Source organism: Roseovarius conchicola, from assembly GCF_041403425.1.
GTDB lineage: Bacteria > Pseudomonadota > Alphaproteobacteria > Rhodobacterales > Rhodobacteraceae > Roseovarius > Roseovarius conchicola.
Map to the genome: position 1 here is coordinate 30,943 of NZ_JBGEHK010000005.1, position 20,908 is coordinate 51,850.

Here is a 20,908-nt window from a genome sequence, read left to right on the forward strand (position 1 = left end):
TTGTGAAAGGTTTTCGCAATGGCCGGTAAGAAACACTTACCGCTTTGCGAAAAATCCTACCCGCTCGTGCATGGCTGCGCGCGTTATTGGGGCCAGTAACCAGCGGCTTGCGCGCGCTCCTCGACCGCGTCCCAAATCGCAGGATCATCGGAAATCCACGTCCCGTCATTAAGGGCGCTATCGGTCGCCCGATCAAAGCCTTGCATGATACCTCGCCGTCGCTGTGTGTCACGCGGGTAGGGGGCGGGAAAATACGCCATCGCATCCCTCACGGCGGCTTCCTGCTCGGGTAGGTCCCACCGTGCCAGAACATCGGCAAACTGTGGGGCCAGCATTCCGGCCGAGTTGAAAATGTACTGATGCATCCCGCCATTCCCTGACTCGAGCAGGAAAAGATCAATCACATGAAGATCGGCCAGAATCGGGGGCAGGGCGGCTAAAGCGGTATCTGCCTGTTCCGGGGTGGCATAGCGTGGCACGCAGGTGCCGATCTGCTGCATAAGATAGATATGGCGATCATACGCCTCTACATTCTCCAGCTTCGCGGCATAAACGGGATAAGAGGGGTCGCCCTCCAAAAGTGCCTGCGCCTTATCCAAAAGGGGTGGTTGGGCCTTCAGGAAGGCATCGGATTGCGCGCGCAGGGTCGTATCCAGCAAGGGGTCTAGGATGTTGCCCTTGCCATCGCTCCACTGCGCATAGCGTTCCTCGGCCGTTGTGTTCCATATGGGAAAACCCGTGCGGGCAATGCGCAGTGCCGCCGCGTGCTGTTCCAGTCCATTGCGCTCCAGCACATCAAGATAGGTGTCAAACAAGCCAGCCTCGGGGAAGGCCGTGATACTCAGCAGCGGAAGGGTGCCCTTGGTCGACCACGACAATCGCCCCAGCAGAAGCGCGTCGCGTTCGGCGACGGACTTGCCTTCAAGCGCGCGCAGAACCGTATCGCGTTGTTGGCGGACATGGGCCGGAGAACCATAGTCGGGATAGGTGGTTTGGGCGAAATCGAACTCCAGCGCCAAGCCTTCGCGCTCGATCACCTCTGCCAATGGATAGAAAACCTGATGTGGTGCCGGGCAAGGCGAGTCTTCGGCATTGGCGAGGTTGGCCAAAGCCGTTAGGACAACAAGTGCAATACATCGCAGGTTCATGGCGAGGCCTGGCTAAATCATAGATTTTAGAACGGAATGTCGTCTGCACCGGTGATAAATCGGGCCACGACTTTCTTCAGCCCGGCTTTTTCAAACTCGATCTCCAGTTTGTCGCCCTCGATGCCGACAATCAGGCCATAGCCGAATTTCTGGTGGAACACGCGCTCACCCATCGTGTGCGCACTGGTGGCTTGCATGTCGATCACGCTGGATTTGGATTCGGCGGGTTGGCTGACGGGGCGGTTGCCGGCGCGGGCCTGCATGCGTTTCCAGCCGGGTGAGTTATAGACATCGGCATTCACGGCCTTTTGTTCGATGCTGCTGTCCATGCCCACGGCGCCATAGCCGCCACCATAAAGGCCCGGCGGGGTCAGCACCTCGACATGATCCTCGGGCAGTTCATCAATAAAGCGCGAGGGCATTTGCGATTGCCACTGGCCATAGACACGGCGATTGCCCGCAAAGGATATCGAGCACAGTTCCTCGGCGCGGGTGATGCCCACATAGGCAAGGCGGCGTTCTTCCTCGACGCCTTTCAGGCCGCTTTCATCCATGCTGCGTTGCGAGGGGAACAGACCATCTTCCCAGCCCGGCAGGAACACGGCGGGGAATTCCAAACCCTTGGCGGCGTGCAGGGTCATGATCGAGACCTTCTCGCCCGCTTCTTCGCTTTCATTGTCCATGATCAGGCTGACATGTTCCAGAAACCCTTGCAGGTTCTCGAACTGTTCCAAAGCCTTGACCAGTTCTTTGAGGTTTTCCAATCGCCCGGGTGCTTCGGGAGTCTTGTCGTTCTGCCACATCTCGGTATAGCCGGATTCATCCAGTATGATCTCGGCCAGTTCGATATGGCTGATGGTTGGATCGCCCGCCATCCGACCCCAGCGGGCAAGGCCCTGAAGCAGTTTGCCAAGTTCGCTTGCGCCCTTGCCGCCAAGGCCCTTTTCCTCAAGCAGGATCGCGGCACCCTCGACCAGCGGCACCCCATTGGCGCGCGCCATCGTCTGAATTTTCTGTTGCGCCTTGTCGCCAAGCCCCCGTTTGGGCGTGTTCACCACTCGCTCAAAGGCCAGATCATCCGAGGGACTGACCACCAGCCGGAAATAGGCCATGGCGTCGCGGATTTCCATGCGTTCATAAAACCGAGGGCCGCCAATGACGCGGTATGGTAGGCCGATGGTCAGAAACCGATCCTCAAAGGCGCGCATCTGATGAGAGGCGCGCACGAGGATCGCCATGGAATCCAGCCCGATTTCGCGCATGCCACGGGTGCCGCGCTGCATCGCCTCGATCTCTTCCCCGATCCAGCGCGCCTCTTCCTCGCCATCCCAATGGCCGATCAGGCGCACCTTCTCGCCGTTCTCGGCCTCGGTCCACAGCTCTTTGCCCAGACGGCCCTTGTTGCCCGCAATCACGCCGGATGCGGCGGCAAGGATATGCGGGGTCGAGCGGTAATTCTGCTCGAGCCGGACCACATGCGCGCCGGGAAAGTCTTTTTCAAACCGCAGGATATTGCCCACTTCGGCGCCGCGCCAGCCATAGATTGACTGATCGTCATCGCCCACACAGCATATGTTTTTATGTCCGCCCGCCAACAGGCGCAGCCACAGGTATTGGGCGACATTGGTATCCTGATATTCGTCCACCAGGATATAGCGGAACCAGCGTTGATACTGTGCCAACACATCCGGATGGGCCTGAAAAATCGTGACCATATGCAACAGCAGATCGCCGAAATCGACCGCGTTCAGCTCTTTCAGGCGGGTCTGGTATTGGGTGTAAAGCGGCACGCCCTTGTCATTATAGGCCGTCGCCTCGCTGGCAGGCACTTGTTCCGGCGTCCAGGCGCGGTTTTTCCAGTGATCAATCACCCCGGCCAGCGCCCGGGCAGGCCAACGCTTGTCGTCGATATTCGCGGCCTGAACCAGTTGTTTCAACAGGCGCAACTGATCATCAGTATCGAGTATGGTGAAGTTTGATTTCAATCCGACCAGCTCGGCATGGCGGCGCAGCAGTTTTACACAGATCGAATGGAAGGTTCCCAGCCAGGGCATTCCTTCCACATGTTCGCCCAGCATTCGGCCGACACGGGATTTCATCTCGCGCGCGGCCTTGTTGGTGAAGGTCACGGCGAGGATTTCGTTGGGGGCCGCCTTGCCGGTGTTCAGCAAATGCACGATCCGCGTGGTCAGCGCCTTGGTCTTGCCCGTGCCAGCCCCCGCCAGCATCAGCACCGGGCCATCCATCTTTTCCACTGCCTCTCGCTGGGCCGGGTTCAACCCGTCCAGATAGGGGGTAGGCCGCGCGGCCATGGCGCGGGCGGCAAGGGAAGGGGAGGTTTGCGCCCCGGATTCGTCATAACTGCTCATGATCGGCACGATAACGTGGCTTTCGGATGAGTTAAAGAAAATGTTCGGGGATTGTTCCTTGCGTGTTGCGCATATTTATGACCCGGCGATTTCGTGCGGGAGAACGGCTGACAGGTCGCACACGTCCGTTCGTGGCACGTCGTTTCTCGCCTCGCGCCACGCCGGGCGCATGGGGCCGGTGGCGGCCCATCTGACAATGAAATCCTCGGCGCAGCGCAGATAGGTCACCCCAACCATTCCTGCGGTCTGGCGCAGCTCGTATTCAAACCGCCCTTCAAGCCCATCGCGGTCGATCAGGATCACTACCGGGATTTTTCCGGTCAGATGTTCATAAAACAGCGCCTGATGCAGGCTGTCGCGGGCCGAGGATTTGCCGTCCAGCCCGATTTCGATCACGTGGCTATCGGTCTCACAATCCACGCGTACATGGCGGCTGAGGCCGTTCACATCGAAATATTGCCGTGTTTCGCCATCGCTTCCGGCCAGAAAGGCGCATAGCAGCGCGGCCAGTTCCACTTCGCCCATAGGGTTGCTCACTCAAGTCCAAGCATTAACGCTTGGTTAAGAATTGTTACCATGGGGCGCGTTCAGGTTTAAACAAAAGAAGAACATTTGGTTAGCGGCCCGGCCTGACGCTCATCTGGATCTACTCGGTCCTCTGGACAATTTCGCCCTTCCCACCGCACAGTCCCTCGGATGGACTTGCATGTCAGATATCCCGCCCTCAGCGATCTGCGTATCCGTGCCAAGCGGCGTTTGCCGCATTTTGTTTGGGAGTACCTTGATAGTGGCACGGGGCAAGACCTGGCCAAGATACGCAATCGGCAGGCGTTGGATGATGTGCGGTTGATGCCTTCGGTTTTACATGGTGAAACCACCCCCAATTTACAGACGGCTTTGCTGGGCCGTACCCATGCTTTGCCTGTAGGCATCGCGCCAGTTGGTATGTCCGGGCTGATCTGGCCCGATGCCGAACGCCATTTGGCCCGGGCGGCGGCGGTGGAACAGATTCCCTATACGCTCTCGACTGTGGCCAGCCAGAGGCCCGAAGACCTGCAACCCGTCATCGGCGAAGACGCGTGGTTCCAGCTTTACACGCCCCGCGATCCTGACATTCGCAGCGACATGCTGACCCGGGTCAAAGCCGCTGGTTTCTCGACCCTAGTGATGACGGTTGATGTGCCCGTGGGCAGCCGCCGCGAACGCCAGATGCGCTCGGGGTTGACGCAGCCGCCTCGTTTGACAGCACGCCTTCTGGCGCAGATCGCGTTCCGTCCGGCCTGGGCATTGGGCATGACGCAGCAAGGGATGCCGCGGATGCGCCTGATTGACGATTATGCGCCCGATACCAAGGGGTTGCCCTCGAACGCTCATGCCGGATACCTGCTGCGCACCGCACCGGATTGGGACTATCTGCGCTGGGTGCGCGATGCCTGGGACGGGCCGATGGTGGTCAAAGGGATCTTGCGGGTTGAGGATGCCCAGCGGCTTGAAGATGAGGGCGTTGATGCGATCTGGGTGTCCAACCATGGTGGTCGACAGTTTGATGCGGCCCCGACCGGCATCGAGATGTTGCCGGCGATCCGGGCAGCGACACGCCTCCCCTTGATCCTGGATGGCGGTGTCGAGAGCGGGCTTGATATCTTGCGGGCCATCGCTTTGGGCGCGGATTACGTGATGATGGCGCGCGCGTGGCACTATGCGCTGGCCGCGCTTGGCCCTGCTGGCCCCGCGCATCTGGCTGATATCCTGCGCGCTGATCTGATCGCCAATATGGGGCAACTTGGCCTGACCAAGCTTACCGAGGTGCGCGAATGTGTTTGGTCCGGCTCGGTTCCGCGTTAACGATGTCTTTACCTTGTCGTTGAGCGGCTGCGCGCGATCCAATAGTTTGTGGTCACCGTGTTAACCCGGCGGAGAGGCGCGATGAAAGTGACCAGACTGATCCTGATCGCGACAGGTCTTTTGCTTTCAGCCTGCGCTGCGCCGCCCAAGGCTCCAACGATGAGCGCTTTTGATCTGGATTTGTCGCACCCATCGCCAAATTCCAATTACATCCGCGTCGCCCCGGGGGCGGGTGAAACCGGGTTGCCCCTGCCTCAACATATCCTGAGTCCCGATTTTTCAACCTATCTGCGCCAACAGACCGGGTGTGTGCGGGATGCCTCGCGTCCCACAGCAGTGTTGGGGAATCGTGTCATGCCCGCCGGGTATATGGTTCCGATCACCTGTCCATGACGACCTCTGCCTGTCGGTTTCATGCCGCATCGCGGCGAAGTTTGACTTGCGCGGTGTATCGCTTTGGGCAAAACTGAAAGTCTGAGGTGCCCCTGCGATTTGCACGATCAACGGGGAGAATTGGGAAGCCGGTGAGATACCGGCGCTGCCCCCGCAACGGTAAGAATTGGGGGATGTTGCACGATGCCACTGGGCCAGCCAACGGCCCGGGAAGGCGCAACATCCAGAGCCCGCCAAGCCCGGAAACCAGCCTTGGGTCTACGTCGAATCGCGGTGGGCGGTCGGGACGGATGATTGGCCTCAAAAGGCCCCATCCCTCTAGGCTCCATCGCCCCATCCGGCCCGGGGTGTGGCCGGGGAGAAACTGAGAACATGACTGCCACACGCATTATAGACGGGTTGGAAGCCCTTGACTTGAAAGGTGAAGATGCAGCCGCAGCCGCGCGGCTGGGGTTTCTGGAATGGGTGTTTGCCATGCCGGGCGCGGCCACGCCACAAGACGCGGTTGATGCGCTGAAAGTACCTGAGGCGCAGAATCCCGGTAGCGCTGCGGCGCAGGCTTTTGTCGATTTCCTGCACCAGGCGACCAGCCCTGTGACGCGACCCCGGTCACGGGGCGGGCGCGCGCGGCGCTTGCATTAGAACAGGAATCGGGCGGCCATGAATTCAGAACGCGAGAAAATGGCCGCCGGGCAATGGTATACCTGCCTGGACCCCGAATTACTGGCTATGCAGATGCGGGCGCGGGATGCGCTGCATCAACACAATCACCAACACCCGGATGAGCGTGGGCCGTTAGGGGCCAAACTGGCCGCGCTGATGGCACATGTTGGGCAGGATGTCTGGATCGAGTCTCCGTTTCATTGCGCCTATGGCGTGAACATCTATCTGGGCGACCGGGTCTATCTGAATTCGGGCTGTGTGTTGCTGGACACGGCCGAACTGCGCATCGGCGCGCGCAGTATGTTGGGGCCTCAGGTGCAGATTTACTGTCCCAACCACCACAAGGATCGCCAGAAGCGTGCCGAGGGGCTGGAACGTGCGCGTCCTGTCAAAATCGGAGAAGATGTCTGGATTGGGGGTGGTGCGATCATCCTGCCGGGCGTCACTATCGGCGACGGGGCCATTGTCGGCGCTGGCAGCGTTGTGACAAAAGATGTGCCTGCCGGCGTGACCGTCGTCGGAAACCCGGCGAAACCTTTGACTTGAAATAAGAATGGCGGCACCCGAGGGAGGAGAGGGTGCCGCCATCAAAGCACGTCAGACCCAAATGGGAGGAGGAGGGTCGTTCGCGATCTTGACCGGGTCAGAAACCCGGGAATTTTGGCTATGACATCAGGGAGGAGGAGTGCCATAGCCGGGTACAGATGCCCCGGGGGAGGAGGAGGGACATCCGATCTGGTGTTAGGTCTCTGCGCCGTAGACAGCCTCGCGGGCCGCGCGTTTGATCTCGCTGCGGTGCAGGCCCATATCGGCCAGTTGTGCGCTGCTGAGTGAGGACAACTCGTCCATAGTGATGCGGTAGTTGCGGTAATCCTGGATCCGCTGCACAGTCTTGTTCAGCGTTTCGGCGATGGTCAGGGTGAGCGCGTTGCTGCGCGATTGGGTCAGGGGTGCAAACGTCATTGTCTTGGGTCCTTGCGGAATACTATTCATTGCGACGCCCGTTCTGGGCTGCTCGTGTCTCTTGTTGGAGAAGATAGGTATATGCTGCAGGTGCACAATCCCCTGTCGGAGCAATGCTGCTATGCAGCAAGCGCATAGAAGAAAGTGACCTAACGTCATGCTATTGTTGCAATAATCCTGAGCGACACTAAGAGTGTTACGAAGTCGCCTTGCGCCCGGCGCAAAACATGCCACCTATAGATCAAAGGCCAAAACAGGAGCGCGCGTATGTCCATCACCCCAGAGCAGATCAAAGCCGAGTTGGATCGTCTGGAGCTGCCGGATGGCGGTACGCTGATCTCGCGCGATATGGTGCGTGCATTGATGATTGAAGGCGATACGGTGCGCTTTGTGATCGAAGCGCCTAGCCCGGATATTGCCCGCCAGATGGAACCTCTACGCGCGGCTGCAGAACGTGCAGTGCTTTCGCTGGAGGGTGTGGCAAATGCCAGCGTTGCCCTGACCGCGCATGGACCCTCAAAAGCCCCGCCCGCCGCCCCCGGCGGCGGCGCAGCGCCCAGCCTGAAAATCGGGGGGCATGCCAAGGGCGGTCAGGAATCGATACGGCCCGATACTATCCGCTCGATCCTGGCTGTAGCGTCGGGGAAGGGCGGTGTAGGGAAATCGACCGTTTCGTCCAATCTGGCCGTGGCCCTGGCCAAGCAGGGCCGCCGTGTTGGGCTGCTGGATGCCGATATCTATGGCCCCTCGCAGCCCCGTATGATGGGCGTCAACAAACGTCCGGCCAGCCCCGATGGCAAGATTATCGAGCCGCTGCATGCCCATGGCGTCACCCTGATGTCGATTGGCCTGATGCTGGACGAAGAAAAGGCGGTGATCTGGCGCGGGCCGATGTTGATGGGTGCATTGCAACAGATGCTTAGCCAGGTGCGCTGGGGCGAATTGGACGTGCTGATCGTCGATCTGCCGCCGGGCACGGGCGATGTACAGATGACCTTATGTCAACGGGCCGCGCCCACCGGGGCGTTGGTTGTCTCGACCCCGCAGGACGTGGCGTTGCTGGATGCCCGCAAGGCGATTGATATGTTCAACACGCTGAAAACCCCGGTGCTGGGCATGATCGAGAACATGTCGACCTTCCATTGCCCCAATTGCGGGCACGAGGCGCATATTTTTGGACAGGGTGGGGTTGCAGCCGAGGCCGAAAAACGCGGCTTTCCGTTCCTCGGCGCGTTGCCGATTGACCTCGACACGCGACTGGCCGGGGATTCGGGAATCCCGATTGCCGCGGGAAACAGCCCTGCGGCCGAAGCCTATGCGCGGTTGGCTGACCGTTTGATTAAAGGCGGGGTGGCCTGAGGCGCACAGGGTCGACGCTCAGGCCACATCCCGCAGCTGAACACGGGGTGTTACGCCCAAGGCATGACAGATATCCCGTGTCAGGTCCGGTTTGTTGAGAGTGTAGAAGTGCAGATGCTCAACACCGCCATCCAGCAGCTCTGAACATAGTTCGGTTGCAATGGCGGTTGCCAACAGGTCATGACGGTCGTCACGCAGCGCCTTTTCAAACGCATCGTCCATCCAGGCGGGGATATTGGCCCCGCAGGCCGTTGCAAACTTTCGCGTCCCGGTCCAGTTTTCAATTGGCAGAATGCCAGGGATAATCGGCGCATCAATCCCGGCTTTCTCGCAGGCATCGCGGAAACGGAAGAAGGTTTCGGCCTCAAAGAAGAACTGGGTGATCGCTTCGGATGCACCGGCATCAATCTTGCGCTTGAGCCACTCGACATCGGCCTGAGCGCTGACTGCTTCGGGGTGCTTCTCGGGGTAGGCGCCCACGCGGATGGTGAAATCACCGGTATCTGCCAGCGCCTCAATCAACTCGCAGGAATTGGCGAATCCGTCGGGATGGGGTTCGAACCCAGCGCTGCCTTTGGGGGGATCTCCGCGCAGGGCCACGATTTCGGACACGCCTGCGTTGGCGAAGTCACGGGCGATGGCCAGCGTTTCCGCACGCGAGGCATCGACACAAGTCAGATGCGCCGCCACGTTCAGGCCCGACGAGGCATGCAGGGTGCCGACCGCATCGCGGGTCAATTCGCGTGTCGTGCCGCCCGCACCGTACGTGACCGAGACAAAACTGGGGTCCAGCGGGGCCAGTGACTGCACCGTGTCCCAAAGGCGAAACGACGCCTCAAGGGATTTCGGAGGGAAGAATTCGAATGAGATGGAGGGAACGGGCATCTGATTTTCCTAGCGAGACGGTGGTTGCCCTCTTGTTACAGGTCGATCTATATGAGACAACTTCATATAATTCATGGTTTGAATGAGGTTCGTTCATAATGCATATCGAGTTCCGTCATCTGAGAACCATCCGTGCCATCCACCAGGCGGGGGGACTGGCCCGCGCCGCCGACGTGTTGAACATCACCCAGTCTGCTTTGAGCCATCAGATCAAGGGGTTGGAAGATCAGGCCGGCGTTGAATTGTTCGTGCGCCGCTCAAAACCGTTGAAGCTTTCCGCAGCAGGGCAGCGCCTATTGCGGTTGGCCGAAAAAATCCTACCCGAGATCGAAGCGCTGGAAGACGAGTTTTCAGGCCTGCGCGAGGGCAGCGCCGGGCGCATGCATATCGCCATTGAATGTCACGCCTGTTTTGAATGGCTTTTCCCGGTGCTTGAGCGGTTTCGCAGGACCTGGGGCGATGTGGATGTGGATATCCGCCCGGGGCTTGCCTTTGATGCGTTGCCGGCCTTGCAGAAAGAAGAGGTCGATCTGGTGGTCTCGTCCGATCCCGAGGATTTGCCGGGGGTCATCTTCAAACCGCTGTTTGACTATGAACCGGTTTTCGTGGCCTCCAGTCAGCATCCATTGGCCCGGAAAGACTATGTCGAAGCCGATGATTTCCGCGATCAGACCCTGATCACTTATCCGGTGGATCGCACTCGCTTGGATGTCTTCACCGAGTTATTGATCCCGGCCAAGGTGGAACCCCAAGCCGTGCGCAAGGTTGAACTGACCGCTGTTATCCTGATGCTGGTGGCCTCCAATCGCGGGGTCTCGGTACTGCCGGATTGGGTGGTGCGCGAGGTCAAGACAAGCAGCGATTACGTGACCCGAAAAGTAACCCGCGAGGGGCTGACCAAGCGTCTCTACGCTGCCATCCGGGAGGACGACGCAGACAAGCCCTATGTCGCACAGCTGATCAAACTGGCGCGCGACATTCCAGTACGCTTGCAACGCGGTGACGAGGTGAAGGCACAGGCCCTTGTATGAGCGGGCCTGGGGGCGTATATGCGCGGCCTGAACATCAGGAGTTTTCCCATGGCGGGCAGTGCCAATCTTAACATCATGCTGAAAGCCGCGCGCAAAGCGGGCCGTGCCCTGGCCAAGGATTTTCGCGAGGTCGAGAACCTTCAGGTGTCGATGAAAGGTGCCGGTGACTTCGTCAGCCGCGCCGATCTTGCCGCCGAGAAAATCCTGAAAGAAGAACTGATGGGTGCACGCCCGACCTATGGCTGGCTGGCCGAAGAGGGGGGCGAAGAAGAAGGACAGGACCCGACCCGCCGGTGGATCGTTGATCCGCTGGATGGCACCACCAATTTCCTGCATGGATTGCCGCATTGGGCGATCTCCATCGCGTTGGAGCATAAGGGTAAAATCGTCTCGGGCGTGATATATGATCCCAGCAAGGACGAGATGTTTCTGGCCGAAAAAGGCGAGGGTGCGTTTGTGAACGAGGCGCGTTTGCGGGTCTCGGGGCGCTCGAAAATGATCGAAAGCATCTTTGCCACGGGCGTGCCTTTTGGGGGCCGTCCTGATCTGCCGACGACTTTGCAGGACCTTGCCCGCCTGATGCCGGCCTGCGCCGGTGTGCGTCGGTTCGGGTCCGCCGCGCTGGACATGGCTTACGTCGCGGCTGGTCGCTATGACGGGTTCTGGGAACGGGGCCTGAACGCCTGGGATATGGCCGCCGGGATCATCATTTGCCAGGAAGCGGGTGGGCTGATCGAGCCGCTGAACCCGCACGGTAACATCCTGGAAGATGGTCAGGTAATCTGCGCCAATGAAGCGATTTTTGACAAGTTTTCCAAAGTGATCCGCGGCTAAGCAGACCGGGTTCGGTTTCTACGCTTTTGATGAACGATCCGAAGGATGGTTAACACCATCCGTCCACGGAATAGGTTCGTATTCAGCCGGATTGACGCCCTCGATACAGCCCAGGTTTACCCCGTATTCATCGGGGTTTGAGCGCCGTTGATGATGGGTGTAAATCCCGCAAGTCGCACAAAAGTAATGCTTCGCCGCGCCGGTATTCCACGTGTAGAGCGACAGGTTTTCCGCCCCTTTGACCACTTCCAGCAACGCCAAAGGGACGCTGATATTCGGGGCCGCCCGGCGTCTGCAAAAGCTGCAGTCACAGCGTTGTGCGCCGGTGATGCCACCTGGCAGGTCAAGGCGCAGTTCAACCGCACCGCAATGACAGGTTGCCTTATGCACGCTCATTTGCGTTTAACGCGGGGGATGCGCGAGGCGGCGAGTTCATAGGTTGCTTCGGGATGCGGGGGATGGCCCTCGGTCTGTTCCCAGAAAGCCGTACCGCCATGGCGCAAGAACAGAGGGATCGTCAGGATCAGCCCCACGACAAATCCGCCCGCATGCGCCCAATAGGCCACGCCGCCGCCTGAACTGTCCGCACCAACGCCGGCAAACAGCTGAAACCCAAACCATAATCCCAGCATGACCCAGGCCGGGATCGGGAGAATGCGCACATAGAAAATGATAATCAGCAGGATATCCACCTTGGCCTTGGGAAACAGCAGCAGATAGCCCCCCATCACGCCGGCAATCGCGCCCGAGGCCCCTACTGTTGGCACCTGTGAGTAAGGGCCCGCGATGACATGCGCCAGACCCGCGCCCATGCCAGCGGCGATATAGAAAAGAAGATAGCCGACATGGCCCATCTCATCTTCCATATTGTCGCCAAAAATCCACAGAAACAGCATGTTGCCGGCAAGGTGCATCCAACCCCCGTGCAGGAACATCGAGGTGAGCATGGTCTGATATGTTCCCTCGGTTGTGACCAGAACCGGCACCATGGCCCATTCATAAAAGAACTGATTGATCGCGCGCGGGTCGTTAAACATCGACACATAACTGAGGAAGACCACGATGTTGATGGCCATCAGCGCATAGGTGACATAGGGCGTGCGCCCCGAAGGGTTGTGATCGCGTATCGGTAACATGGGGCTGACACTGGCCCCGCGCCCTCAGGAGGTCAAGACATACCCCCCAAGAGGGCCGCGTTTCCACCCGCTGCTGTGGTATCGACACAAACATGACGCTCGTGACAGGCATGTCCGCGATCTGGCGCACCGGTGATGAGCGGCAGGATTGGCCCCGTGCGTTTAGACAGCGCGACGCCGATTGGCTGCGTTGCTTCGGATGTGTCCCAACAGATGACACCCGAGATCCCGTCTAGATCTGTCAATGCTTCGGTATCGATACTGCCGGTCGCTTCAACCGCAACACCGCCCAGATTGGCAACCATGCGTGCCTGGGTCGCCGCGGCCTCAGGTCCCGGACCCATGCACAGGATCGCTTTGCGGGGGAAGGCTGTCAGGCGGTTGGACTCGCCGGTTGGCCCCGGCAGCACCAGGTCGCTTTGCGCGGCAGGGGCGTTTGCGTTGGCCTCGGCGATGGCGAGGGCCAGCACATCCAGTGGCATCGGAGCGGTCCACGCGCTGCTGCGCTCGGGGGCGGGCCGTGCACTGAACCGTGTCAGGTAGTTTGGCCCGCCCGCCTTGGGGCCAGTGCCAGACAACCCTTCTCCTCCAAAGGGTTGGCTGCCGACGATGGCCCCGATCTGGTTACGGTTCACATAGTGGTTGCCCGCTTCGACCCGCTCGGTCACATGCTGTACGCGGTCATCAATCCGGGTCATCAAGCCAAAGGTCAACCCGTATCCCGTGGCGTTGATTGCGTCGATCACATCGTCCAATTCATGCGATTTGAAGGTCGCCATATGCAGCACAGGGCCAAAGATTTCGCGTTCCAGATCGGCAATCCCGTTCACGCGCAGCAGGGTGGGGGCGATGAAGGTGCCGGAATTGGGTGTCTTCAATTCATGTATCAAACGGCCTTCGGCGCGGGCGGTCTGAATATGATCGGCGATGCCCGAGCGGGCCAGTTCGTCAATCACCGGGCCGACATCGGTGCTGAGGGCCCAGGGGTCGCCCATCTGCAAGGCATCCATCGCGCCGGTCAGCATCTCGGTGAAGCTTTCGGCGATGTCTTCCTGCACGTAGAGGCAGCGCAGGGCGGAACAGCGTTGCCCGGCGGATTGAAAGGCCGATTCCACGATCGCCTGTACGGCCTGTTCAGGCAGGGCGGTGCTGTCGACGATCATCGCGTTCAAGCCCCCGGTTTCGGCGATTAGCGGTGCGCCGGGCGCCATGTGCTGTGCCATCGCACTGCGGATCTTCATCGCGGTGGCGGTCGAGCCGGTGAAGGCCACGCCATGCACGCGGGGGTCTGAGGTCAGCGCCGCGCCCACATCGCCCCCACCGGGCAGCAATTGCAGCGCGGTTTTCGGCACGCCCGCCTCGTGCAGCAGGGTGATGGCGCGATGGGCGATCAGCGGGGTCTGCTCGGCGGGTTTGGACAGTACGGCATTTCCTGCGGCAAGTGCGGCGCTGATTTGCCCGGAGAAAATCGCCAGCGGGAAGTTCCACGGGCTAATGCATGTGAAGGTGCCCACCGGCGCATCGCTGGACGCATTGGCCCCGTAATAGCGCAGGAAATCAACGGCTTCGCGCAGCTCGGCCACCGCATCCAGTTGCGTCTTTCCGGCCTCGCGCGCCAGCAAGGCGAACAGTTCGCCAAAATTCTCTTCGTAAAGGTCCGCCGCTTTGGACAGGACCTTGCCGCGTTCTTCTGCAGAGGCAGCCCAAGGTTTGGCCGAGGCCAAGGCGGTCTCGATATCCGCCGCGCTGGCGGTGGCGACAGTGCCGGGCTGATCCGCCGGGTTGGCTGGATTTGTGACCGGCGTTGGAGCGTTCGAGGCCAGTTTGCCTGCCAGCAAAGGTGCGCTGGACCAGCTATGTTTGGCAAAGGGGCCACGGGCGGCGTCGATCGTCTCCAGCGTGGGCAGATGTTTCAGGTCGAAGCCCTTGGAATTGATCCGCTCAGGTTGGAACAGGTCGGGGCCTTTGCGCAATGCGGGTGTGGGATCATTTACCGTCAGGAACGGATCATGGGCGACGGTTTCGGGCGCGACATCTTCGTCGACGATCTGGTTGACGAAGCTTGAATTGGCCCCGTTTTCCAACAAACGCCGCACAAGGTAAGCCAACAGATCGCTATGCGCGCCAACAGGGGCATAGATGCGGCAACGAGTGCCTTCCTGTTGCAGAATGATGTCATGAAGCGCCTCACCCATGCCGTGAAGGCGTTGGAATTCATAGGTTTCCTTGTCCGCGCCCATATCCAGAATGGCGGCTGCAGTATGGGCGTTGTGGGTGGCAAATTGTGGGTAAATCCGGTCGGTCATGCCCAGAAGTTTGCGGGCATTGGCGATATAGGAAATGTCGGTCGCGGCTTTGGAGGTGAAGACCGGGAAACCATCAATGCCGTTCACTTGCGCCAGTTTCACCTCGGTATCCCAATAGGCGCCTTTGACCAGACGTACCATGATGCGACGATCCAGCCGTGTGGCCAGATCATGAAGGAAATCAATCACATGAACGGCGCGTTGCCCATAAGCCTGCACCACAACACCAAAGCCGTCCCACCCGGCCAAAGCGGGCTCGGACAATGTTGCCTCGATCACGTCCAGCGATAGGGATAGCCGGTCTGCCTCTTCGGCGTCGATATTCAGGCCCATGCCCGCAGATTTCGCCAACAGGGCCAGACTGCGCAGACGGGGCATCAAGATATCCATCACCTGATCGCGCTGGGCGACTTCATAGCGGGGATGAAGCGCCGACAGCTTGACCGAAATGCCGGGGTTCTTGCGGATATCCACATCATTGCAGGCGTTTGAAATAGCCGTGATCGCGCGGGAATAGGCCAGATGATAGCGGGTGGCATCGGCATCGGTGCGCGCGGCCTCGCCCAGCATGTCATAGGAATAGGTATAGCCCTTTTTCTCCATCCCGGCCGCACGGTCCATCGCGCCTGTGATGGTTTCACCCAGCACGAACTGGCGCCCCATTTCCTTCATGGCGCGCCCCACGGCGGTACGGATCACCGGCTCACCCAGCCGTTTCATCGCGCCGCGCAGATGGCCCACCGGCCCCGGCTGGTCTTCCTTCAGGACCTTGCCGGTCAGCATCAAGGCCCAGGTTGAGGCATTGACCAGCGAGGAGGTGGATTGCCCCATATGTTTGCCCCAATCGGACGGCGCGATCTTGTCCTCGATCAGCGCATCAATCGTGTCGGCATCAGGCACGCGCAGCAGTGCCTCGGCCAGGCACATCAGGGCGATGCCTTCATCCGTCGACAGGCCATATTCGGCGAGGAATTCTTCCATCAGCCCGGGCGAGGATTGCCCACGGATCGCCCGAACCAGATCGGCCCCGCGCGCCGAGATGCGGGCGCGGTCGGCCTCGGATAGATCAGCCTCGGCAATCAGGCGTTTCAGCGTGACGGCCTCGTCTTCGTACGTGGCCAGATCGATGGTGCGGCGCAGATCAGTGGAATCAAGCATAGCAAACCCCCAAGGTGGAATAGCTTTCAATACCATGGTATACGCAGGCGGTTTTCCCGTTGAATGAGATTAAAAGGTCGATTGACCTGAAAAAAGGGTGATATTCATGAAAAATGATCAGATCGAGCTGGATCCGTTTGACCGTGCCATCCTGCGGATTCTGGCCACAGATGGACGGATCAGCATCACCGATCTGGCCGGAAAGATTGGCTTGTCCAAATCACCAACCCAGGCGCGGTTGCGCAGGTTGGAGAAAGACGGCGTGATTACCGGGTACCGGGCGCTGTTTGATCCAATCCGACTGGGGCTGGATCATGTCAGCTTTGTCGAGGTGCGCTTGCACGACACGCGCGAGGCAGCTTTGGCCGAATTCAACGCCGCGGTGCGCAAAATCCCCGAGATTGAGCAGGTGCATCTGATTGCCGGAAAGTTTGATTACCTGATGAAAGTGCGCACTCAGGACATGAACGACTATCGCATTGTTCTGGCCGAGAAAATCAGCACCCTGCCGCATGTTGCAGGTACCTCGACCTATGTTGCGATGCAGGCGATCAAGGAAAACTCACTTGCAGATGTGATTTGACCTGTGGGGTGGATGGGCCATTCTTGGCCTCATGAAACATCTCCTTATCTCTCTCTGCCTGGCGGGCCCTGCCATGGCCCAAACCTGTCCAGAAGCCCCTGATCATTCCGAGGCGCTTGCCGCGTTGATTGAAGAAACGCGTGCCGCCCCGGATCAGGCCAGCGGCCTTGATCTGTCCAATCAGATGTGGGCGCTTTGGGCCGATGCACCGGATGCGCAGGCGCAAGAGATGCTTGACACCGCAATGGCGCGCCGCGAGGCTTTTGACTTTGACGGGGCGATGACGGCTGCCAATGCGCTGATCGACTACTGCCCTGACTACGCCGAGGGCTACAATCAACGCGCTTTCGTGAATTTCCTGCGCAATGACTATGACGCGGCCCTGCCTGATCTGGAAAAAACGCTTGAGCTGAATGATCAGCATGTTGCCGCTCTGACCGGGCAGGCCTTGACCCTGATGGCATTGGAACGCCCCGGCGAGGCGGCGTTGATCCTGCGACGGGCATTAAAACTGAACCCGTGGCTGGGCGAGCGCAGCCTTCTGCCGGTTCTTGAGGCACAAGAAGACGCGCTGTGATGCGCCTGTCACGAAACCGTTAAGGGATTAAGGCTGGGCCTTGGTCCTGATCCGGGCGATGGTATGGCATGATAAAGCGTTTCTTATTTGGTTTGATCGCTCTGATTGGCGCGGTTGTGGTTGTCAGTTGCGCCACAGTTCAACCGCCCACCCCTGTGGTGCACAGCCCCCCTGAACCCGCCGCTGTTTCGGTGCCAGCCCCCGCCGCACCTGTTGCCGTCGGGCACGCGCGATTGCCAGAATTTGCGCCGCCGCCTTACGGGCCGGATATATTGGTTGTGGGCGACAGCCAGATTTCGTTTGGGGCAGGCGCGCAGCATATGGCGTTTTTTGGCGATCTGAGCGGCCAATGCGGACCGGATGATGATCAGGCGCGCGCTTTGGACAATTTTGGCGCGCGTACAGTCGCAGCGCTGGGGGTGCGCTCCACCGCGTTGCACAGTTGGACCGCCAGCGAAGGGGCGTCCAAAGGGTTGGTCTGTGACCCAGATAAGAAATTTGGCGTCAATGCAGGGGTTTACGGGGTCGATGGCCAGGCCGGTCGGCGCTATGTTCAGATCGGGGAGGGCGCGCCTTATCAGTTTTGCCGTCCCGGTCAATCGGCCTTTCAGGCAATGTTTCGGGACGGATATTACCGCCCGAAACTTCTGGTCCTGGCGTTTCTGGGGAATGCGACCGAGCGGTGGGGCAATACGCAATCTGTCGCTGGGGATGTGGCGGCGATGATGGCGCAGATTCCAAATGGTCAGGCTTGTATCATCATGACTACCTCGCCCGTGTTTGAGGCCGCAACCAATACGGCCCGCCAACAGGCACAGGCCAACCTTGAGCGTGCGGTGACAGCAGACGGGCGGTGTAGCTTTGTAAGAGGCCTCACAGCGGCGACCTTGGCGCAGGCCACGGGCAATCCTGCGTTTTTTAAGACTGATGAGACGGGCAAGGTGAGTGACCCGCTTCACCCCAATGCGGCGGCGCAAGAACGTTTCTTTGCATCGATCAGGCCGCAATTGTGCCGTGCGGTTCTTGAACAGATCGGTCCGCGGTGAAGCGTGGGCGACCAATGCACCGGCAGATCACTGTTTTGTTTATGGCGACGCGGGCGGTTTTGTTTTAGCTGCAGTGCATTGGGAATGGGCATGACACCGGGCTGGCATGTGTAAACAACGCGTTTGGAACCGATTTATGATTGGCATGGCAGCCGCAATATTCGTGGTGCTGGGCCATATGCCGGTCGCCGCCGGGGATTTCCGATCCCCCGATATTCTGGTGCTGGGTGACAGCCAGATCAGTTTTGGGTCCGGCCCGGTATTGTTGGATTTCTTTCAAAACATCGACACCCATTGCGGGATGACACCCGAGGCCGCCAAAGACCTTGAACGGCTTGGTGACAAGGCAGTGGCGGTGATAGGCGTGCGGTCAACTTCGTTGCGGTCCTGGGCGGCGCGCAAGGGATCAGCCAAGGGCAGCATTTGCGATGTGGATAAGAAATGGAAGGCCAATGCCGGTACATTCGGGACGGTCAACACGACCGAGAACAAATATGTGCAGATCGGAAAAGGCCCGCAATATCAGTTCTGCAAGAAGGGCCAGTCGGCCTTTGAGGCGATGTTCACGAAGGGCTATTACGAACCCAAGCTGCTGATCATGACCTTTCTTGGCAATTCCGCACATCGCTGGTCAGCGGACAAGTACAAGGCGCTGGAGGATGTAGAGGCGACGATGTCGCAACTGCCCGAGGGTCTGCCCTGTATCTTTATGACCACTGCGCCATCCTACACAAAAAAGTCGGTGGCCTTGCGCCTGAAGGCACAGGAGAACGTGAAGTATGCTTTTAGTATGCAGGGCAGCCGGTGCAGTTTTGTTGAAGGGTTCACGCCGGAAACGATCGACGCCAACCAGGGCAACCGACTATATTTTCGGCGCAACAAATCGGGTCGGGTGAAAGACCCGTTTCACCCCAACGAGAAGGCGGCCGAAAACTTCATCATGGTGCGAACACCCGACATTTGTCGGGCCGTGATCCATCAGATGTCATCCAGACCCTCTCAAACGGCCTCACTACCGTCCATACCATGATGTCTTGGTTAAGATCCCGGTTTCGGGCCGTTTTTTGCAGTGATCGGGCGTTGTGGAACTTTACACCGCCATCTTGAGCAGGTTACCAGACGGAGCATGCCCGCGTGGTGGAATGGTAGACACAGGAGACTTAAAATCTCCAGGCCGTAAGGCCGTGCCGGTTCGAGTCCGGCCGCGGGTACCACATGTAACAAGTCGACTGCCCTTGGCGGTTTATGATTGCTCCTCGCGTTGGCATGGTTTTCCGGAGTTCTGAGAATAGCGTGCGCAGGCACCGCGGGACACGCTCGCGCGTTTCGCGGTCATGCGTGACGCATTCAGGCTCGACAAGGTCGGGGCGGCCCTTGTTAATGCACCTTATGAGCAGTGAACAGGCATCCCGGCCCGGGTGGGGCGTTTTCTGGATGATCATGACCGGCGTGCAATTCATTGGCGTGACCGCGTTGGTCAAGATGTTGGGCACGCGCATTCCGGCACCCGAGGCGGCTTTTTTGCGCTATGTTCTGGGCTTGGTGTTCCTCATCCCGTTCCTGGGGGCGATCCGCCGGATCAGGATGGATCGAAAGACTTTTGGCCTGTTTGCGGCACGGGGGGTGGCACATACGCTGGGTGTGGCCTGCTGGTTTTATGCGATGGCGCGTATTCCCATCGCCGATGTAACCGCGATCAATTACCTTTCGCCTGTTTATGTCACCCTTGGGGCTGCTTTGTTTCTGGGCGAGCGGCTGGCGTTGCGACGGGTACTGGCCGTGGCGGCAGCGTTGGCGGGGGCATTAATTATCCTGCGTCCGGGCTTTCGTGATGTCGAGATGGGGCATCTGGCGATCATGGGCACAGCGTTTCTTTTCGGCGGGTCATATCTTTTGGCCAAGCTGCTATCGGGGCGCTGCAGCCCGCTTGTGGTGGTCACCATGTTGTCCCTCACGGTGACGATTGGCCTTGCCCCCTTGGCAGCGATGAGCTGGGTGACACCGACATGGTTTGAACTGCTGATCCTGTTTGGCGTGGCGACATTGGCCACGGGCGGGCACTACACCATGACCCTGGCGTTCCGGGCAGCCCCTTTGGCGGTGACACAGCCTGTGACGTTTCTGCAGCTGGTCTGGGCGGTGCTGCTGGGGGCGGTCTTCTTTGCCGAGCCAGTGGACCCCTGGGTGATCCTGGGCGGGACGGTGATCGTTTTGTCGATCAGCTTCATCTCGTGGCGCGAGGCACAACTCAAACGCCGACAGGTGACCCCAAGTGTAAGTGAAACAAAGGTTTAGACGCCTAGCTTGCGCCCCAACCAGCGATGGTATTCAGCCAAGGAGCGCTCATGTCGCTGGCAGTAAACCCATCTTTCATGTCGTTTTGTAGTGACGAAACCAGCCAGTCTGAGCAGGTCCATGTGGCGGCTCAGCGTGGGTTGCGACACACCAAGCGCCTTGGCTATCAACGTCATGCACACACCGAATTTCGCGGGGTCAGCGGACCATTGATCGCCAAAATGCCGTTTGGGATGTGACAGCAACTTGAGAATCTTCAAACGCTGATCACTGGCAAGAGCTTTGATTTGAGCTTCGCGGTTAGGCATGAATTTGTT

Annotated in this window: 21 protein-coding genes, 1 tRNA gene and 1 riboswitch; of the genes, 13 read left to right on the forward strand and 9 right to left on the reverse strand. The window is 59.4% G+C overall.

The annotated features are described in order from the left end of the window. Window positions 1–83 precede the first annotated feature (83 nt). The 3 genes from V6N02_RS14495 to V6N02_RS14505 all read right to left on the reverse strand — a co-directional run bounded on the left by V6N02_RS14495 (window position 84) and on the right by V6N02_RS14505 (window position 4,054). Window positions 84–1,148 (reverse strand): DMP19 family protein, encoded by a 1,065-nt coding sequence (locus V6N02_RS14495; RefSeq protein ID WP_371226445.1) that lies wholly within the window; start codon window positions 1,146–1,148, stop codon window positions 84–86. A gap of 26 nt (window positions 1,149–1,174) precedes the next feature. After that, the gene (locus V6N02_RS14500) at window positions 1,175–3,517 is read right to left on the reverse strand and encodes an ATP-dependent helicase (protein ID WP_371226447.1); all 2,343 of its coding nucleotides are present in this window, start codon (window positions 3,515–3,517) and stop codon (window positions 1,175–1,177) included. Window positions 3,518–3,592: 75 nt separating this feature from the next. Continuing rightward, the gene (locus tag V6N02_RS14505; protein ID WP_371226449.1) at window positions 3,593–4,054 is read right to left on the reverse strand and encodes a hypothetical protein; all 462 of its coding nucleotides are present in this window, start codon (window positions 4,052–4,054) and stop codon (window positions 3,593–3,595) included. Window positions 4,055–4,213: 159 nt separating this feature from the next. Between V6N02_RS14505 and V6N02_RS14510 the strand changes: the two genes are divergently transcribed. The 4 genes from V6N02_RS14510 to V6N02_RS14525 all read left to right on the forward strand — a co-directional run bounded on the left by V6N02_RS14510 (window position 4,214) and on the right by V6N02_RS14525 (window position 6,964). Further along, the gene (locus tag V6N02_RS14510; RefSeq protein WP_371226451.1) at window positions 4,214–5,362 is read left to right on the forward strand and encodes an alpha-hydroxy acid oxidase; all 1,149 of its coding nucleotides are present in this window, start codon (window positions 4,214–4,216) and stop codon (window positions 5,360–5,362) included. An 81-nt stretch (window positions 5,363–5,443) separates the two neighbouring features. Then, window positions 5,444–5,755 carry a hypothetical protein gene (locus V6N02_RS14515; RefSeq protein WP_371226453.1) on the forward strand — a complete coding sequence of 104 codons (312 nt, stop codon included), beginning with the start codon at window positions 5,444–5,446 and terminating at the stop codon, window positions 5,753–5,755. Window positions 5,756–5,822: 67 nt separating this feature from the next. Continuing rightward, a riboswitch (cobalamin riboswitch) is annotated at window positions 5,823–6,024 on the forward strand. Window positions 6,025–6,127: 103 nt separating this feature from the next. After that, window positions 6,128–6,397 carry a hypothetical protein gene (locus V6N02_RS14520; RefSeq protein WP_371226455.1) on the forward strand — a complete coding sequence of 90 codons (270 nt, stop codon included), beginning with the start codon at window positions 6,128–6,130 and terminating at the stop codon, window positions 6,395–6,397. An 18-nt stretch (window positions 6,398–6,415) separates the two neighbouring features. Then, window positions 6,416–6,964, forward strand: coding sequence for a sugar O-acetyltransferase (locus V6N02_RS14525; protein ID WP_371226457.1), 549 nt, complete (start codon window positions 6,416–6,418; stop codon window positions 6,962–6,964). 195 nt (window positions 6,965–7,159) lie between these two features. Here V6N02_RS14525 and V6N02_RS14530 read toward each other — a convergent pair whose 3' ends face one another. Next, window positions 7,160–7,381 carry a DUF1127 domain-containing protein gene (locus V6N02_RS14530; protein WP_371226459.1) on the reverse strand — a complete coding sequence of 74 codons (222 nt, stop codon included), beginning with the start codon at window positions 7,379–7,381 and terminating at the stop codon, window positions 7,160–7,162. Between the two features lie 267 nt (window positions 7,382–7,648). Here V6N02_RS14530 and V6N02_RS14535 point away from each other — a divergent pair, with 267 nt between their 5' ends. Next, window positions 7,649–8,740: an Mrp/NBP35 family ATP-binding protein gene (locus V6N02_RS14535; RefSeq protein ID WP_371226461.1), complete on the forward strand. Its 1,092-nt coding sequence runs from the start codon at window positions 7,649–7,651 to the stop codon at window positions 8,738–8,740. 18 nt (window positions 8,741–8,758) lie between these two features. Here the strand turns inward: V6N02_RS14535 and metF are convergent, their stop codons facing one another. Further along, window positions 8,759–9,625: a methylenetetrahydrofolate reductase [NAD(P)H] gene (metF, locus tag V6N02_RS14540; RefSeq protein ID WP_371226463.1), complete on the reverse strand. Its 867-nt coding sequence runs from the start codon at window positions 9,623–9,625 to the stop codon at window positions 8,759–8,761. Between the two features lie 98 nt (window positions 9,626–9,723). On the opposite strand from metF, the gene V6N02_RS14545 reads away from it, so the two are divergent. Both V6N02_RS14545 and V6N02_RS14550 read left to right on the forward strand, forming a co-directional pair. Beyond that, window positions 9,724–10,656 carry a LysR family transcriptional regulator gene (locus tag V6N02_RS14545; protein ID WP_371226466.1) on the forward strand — a complete coding sequence of 311 codons (933 nt, stop codon included), beginning with the start codon at window positions 9,724–9,726 and terminating at the stop codon, window positions 10,654–10,656. Window positions 10,657–10,704: 48 nt separating this feature from the next. Further along, entirely contained in the window at window positions 10,705–11,490 is a 786-nt protein-coding gene (locus V6N02_RS14550; RefSeq protein WP_371226468.1) for an inositol monophosphatase family protein, read from the forward strand. A gap of 18 nt (window positions 11,491–11,508) precedes the next feature. Here V6N02_RS14550 and V6N02_RS14555 read toward each other — a convergent pair whose 3' ends face one another. The 3 genes from V6N02_RS14555 to putA are packed head-to-tail and all read right to left on the reverse strand — an operon-like array spanning window position 11,509 to window position 16,090. Further along, window positions 11,509–11,886: a GFA family protein gene (locus tag V6N02_RS14555; protein WP_371226470.1), complete on the reverse strand. Its 378-nt coding sequence runs from the start codon at window positions 11,884–11,886 to the stop codon at window positions 11,509–11,511. Further along, a complete protein-coding gene (locus tag V6N02_RS14560; RefSeq protein WP_371226472.1) occupies window positions 11,883–12,626 on the reverse strand; it encodes a rhomboid family intramembrane serine protease in 744 nt (247 codons plus the stop codon). The genes V6N02_RS14555 and V6N02_RS14560 overlap by 4 nt, the downstream gene beginning before the upstream one ends. Window positions 12,627–12,658: 32 nt before the next feature. Then, complete coding sequence (gene putA / locus V6N02_RS14565) at window positions 12,659–16,090, reverse strand: bifunctional proline dehydrogenase/L-glutamate gamma-semialdehyde dehydrogenase PutA (protein WP_371226474.1); 3,432 nt, start codon at window positions 16,088–16,090, stop codon at window positions 12,659–12,661. A 106-nt stretch (window positions 16,091–16,196) separates the two neighbouring features. Here putA and V6N02_RS14570 point away from each other — a divergent pair, with 106 nt between their 5' ends. The 6 genes from V6N02_RS14570 (at window position 16,197) to V6N02_RS14595 (ending at window position 20,591) form a co-directional block, all read left to right on the forward strand. After that, the gene (locus tag V6N02_RS14570) at window positions 16,197–16,673 is read left to right on the forward strand and encodes an Lrp/AsnC family transcriptional regulator (RefSeq protein ID WP_371226475.1); all 477 of its coding nucleotides are present in this window, start codon (window positions 16,197–16,199) and stop codon (window positions 16,671–16,673) included. 31 nt (window positions 16,674–16,704) lie between these two features. Further along, entirely contained in the window at window positions 16,705–17,250 is a 546-nt protein-coding gene (locus V6N02_RS14575) for a tetratricopeptide repeat protein (protein WP_371226477.1), read from the forward strand. Window positions 17,251–17,318: 68 nt separating this feature from the next. Then, complete coding sequence (locus tag V6N02_RS14580; RefSeq protein ID WP_371226479.1) at window positions 17,319–18,296, forward strand: SGNH/GDSL hydrolase family protein; 978 nt, start codon at window positions 17,319–17,321, stop codon at window positions 18,294–18,296. Between the two features lie 145 nt (window positions 18,297–18,441). Beyond that, window positions 18,442–19,326: an SGNH/GDSL hydrolase family protein gene (locus V6N02_RS14585; RefSeq protein ID WP_371226481.1), complete on the forward strand. Its 885-nt coding sequence runs from the start codon at window positions 18,442–18,444 to the stop codon at window positions 19,324–19,326. 98 nt (window positions 19,327–19,424) lie between these two features. Then, window positions 19,425–19,510 (forward strand) — tRNA-Leu (locus V6N02_RS14590). 175 nt (window positions 19,511–19,685) lie between these two features. Next, entirely contained in the window at window positions 19,686–20,591 is a 906-nt protein-coding gene (locus V6N02_RS14595; RefSeq protein ID WP_371226483.1) for a DMT family transporter, read from the forward strand. Here V6N02_RS14595 and V6N02_RS14600 read toward each other — a convergent pair. Further along, window positions 20,588–20,899 carry an ArsR/SmtB family transcription factor gene (locus V6N02_RS14600; RefSeq protein ID WP_371226485.1) on the reverse strand — a complete coding sequence of 104 codons (312 nt, stop codon included), beginning with the start codon at window positions 20,897–20,899 and terminating at the stop codon, window positions 20,588–20,590. The two genes, V6N02_RS14595 and V6N02_RS14600, sit on opposite strands and share 4 nt — an antisense overlap. Between the last annotated feature and the right edge of the window lie 9 nt (window positions 20,900–20,908).

Excerpts from the sequence above, each read along its gene's own strand:
- V6N02_RS14495 (WP_371226445.1), bottom strand. The coding sequence starts at position 1,148 with ATGAACCTGCGATGTATTGCACTTGTTGTCCTAACGGCTTTGGCCAAC.
- V6N02_RS14500 (WP_371226447.1), bottom strand. The coding sequence starts at position 3,517 with ATGAGCAGTTATGACGAATCCGGGGCGCAAACCTCCCCTTCCCTTGCC.
- V6N02_RS14510 (WP_371226451.1), top strand. The coding sequence starts at position 4,214 with ATGGACTTGCATGTCAGATATCCCGCCCTCAGCGATCTGCGTATCCGT.
- V6N02_RS14515 (WP_371226453.1), top strand. The coding sequence starts at position 5,444 with ATGAAAGTGACCAGACTGATCCTGATCGCGACAGGTCTTTTGCTTTCA.
- V6N02_RS14520 (WP_371226455.1), top strand. The coding sequence starts at position 6,128 with ATGACTGCCACACGCATTATAGACGGGTTGGAAGCCCTTGACTTGAAA.
- V6N02_RS14525 (WP_371226457.1), top strand. The coding sequence starts at position 6,416 with ATGAATTCAGAACGCGAGAAAATGGCCGCCGGGCAATGGTATACCTGC.
- V6N02_RS14530 (WP_371226459.1), bottom strand. The coding sequence starts at position 7,381 with ATGACGTTTGCACCCCTGACCCAATCGCGCAGCAACGCGCTCACCCTG.
- V6N02_RS14535 (WP_371226461.1), top strand. The coding sequence starts at position 7,649 with ATGTCCATCACCCCAGAGCAGATCAAAGCCGAGTTGGATCGTCTGGAG.
- metF (WP_371226463.1), bottom strand. The coding sequence starts at position 9,625 with ATGCCCGTTCCCTCCATCTCATTCGAATTCTTCCCTCCGAAATCCCTT.
- V6N02_RS14545 (WP_371226466.1), top strand. The coding sequence starts at position 9,724 with ATGCATATCGAGTTCCGTCATCTGAGAACCATCCGTGCCATCCACCAG.
- V6N02_RS14550 (WP_371226468.1), top strand. The coding sequence starts at position 10,705 with ATGGCGGGCAGTGCCAATCTTAACATCATGCTGAAAGCCGCGCGCAAA.
- V6N02_RS14555 (WP_371226470.1), bottom strand. The coding sequence starts at position 11,886 with ATGAGCGTGCATAAGGCAACCTGTCATTGCGGTGCGGTTGAACTGCGC.
- V6N02_RS14560 (WP_371226472.1), bottom strand. The coding sequence starts at position 12,626 with ATGTTACCGATACGCGATCACAACCCTTCGGGGCGCACGCCCTATGTC.
- putA (WP_371226474.1), bottom strand. The coding sequence starts at position 16,090 with ATGCTTGATTCCACTGATCTGCGCCGCACCATCGATCTGGCCACGTAC.
- V6N02_RS14570 (WP_371226475.1), top strand. The coding sequence starts at position 16,197 with ATGAAAAATGATCAGATCGAGCTGGATCCGTTTGACCGTGCCATCCTG.
- V6N02_RS14575 (WP_371226477.1), top strand. The coding sequence starts at position 16,705 with ATGAAACATCTCCTTATCTCTCTCTGCCTGGCGGGCCCTGCCATGGCC.
- V6N02_RS14580 (WP_371226479.1), top strand. The coding sequence starts at position 17,319 with ATGATAAAGCGTTTCTTATTTGGTTTGATCGCTCTGATTGGCGCGGTT.
- V6N02_RS14585 (WP_371226481.1), top strand. The coding sequence starts at position 18,442 with ATGGCAGCCGCAATATTCGTGGTGCTGGGCCATATGCCGGTCGCCGCC.
- V6N02_RS14595 (WP_371226483.1), top strand. The coding sequence starts at position 19,686 with ATGAGCAGTGAACAGGCATCCCGGCCCGGGTGGGGCGTTTTCTGGATG.
- V6N02_RS14600 (WP_371226485.1), bottom strand. The coding sequence starts at position 20,899 with ATGCCTAACCGCGAAGCTCAAATCAAAGCTCTTGCCAGTGATCAGCGT.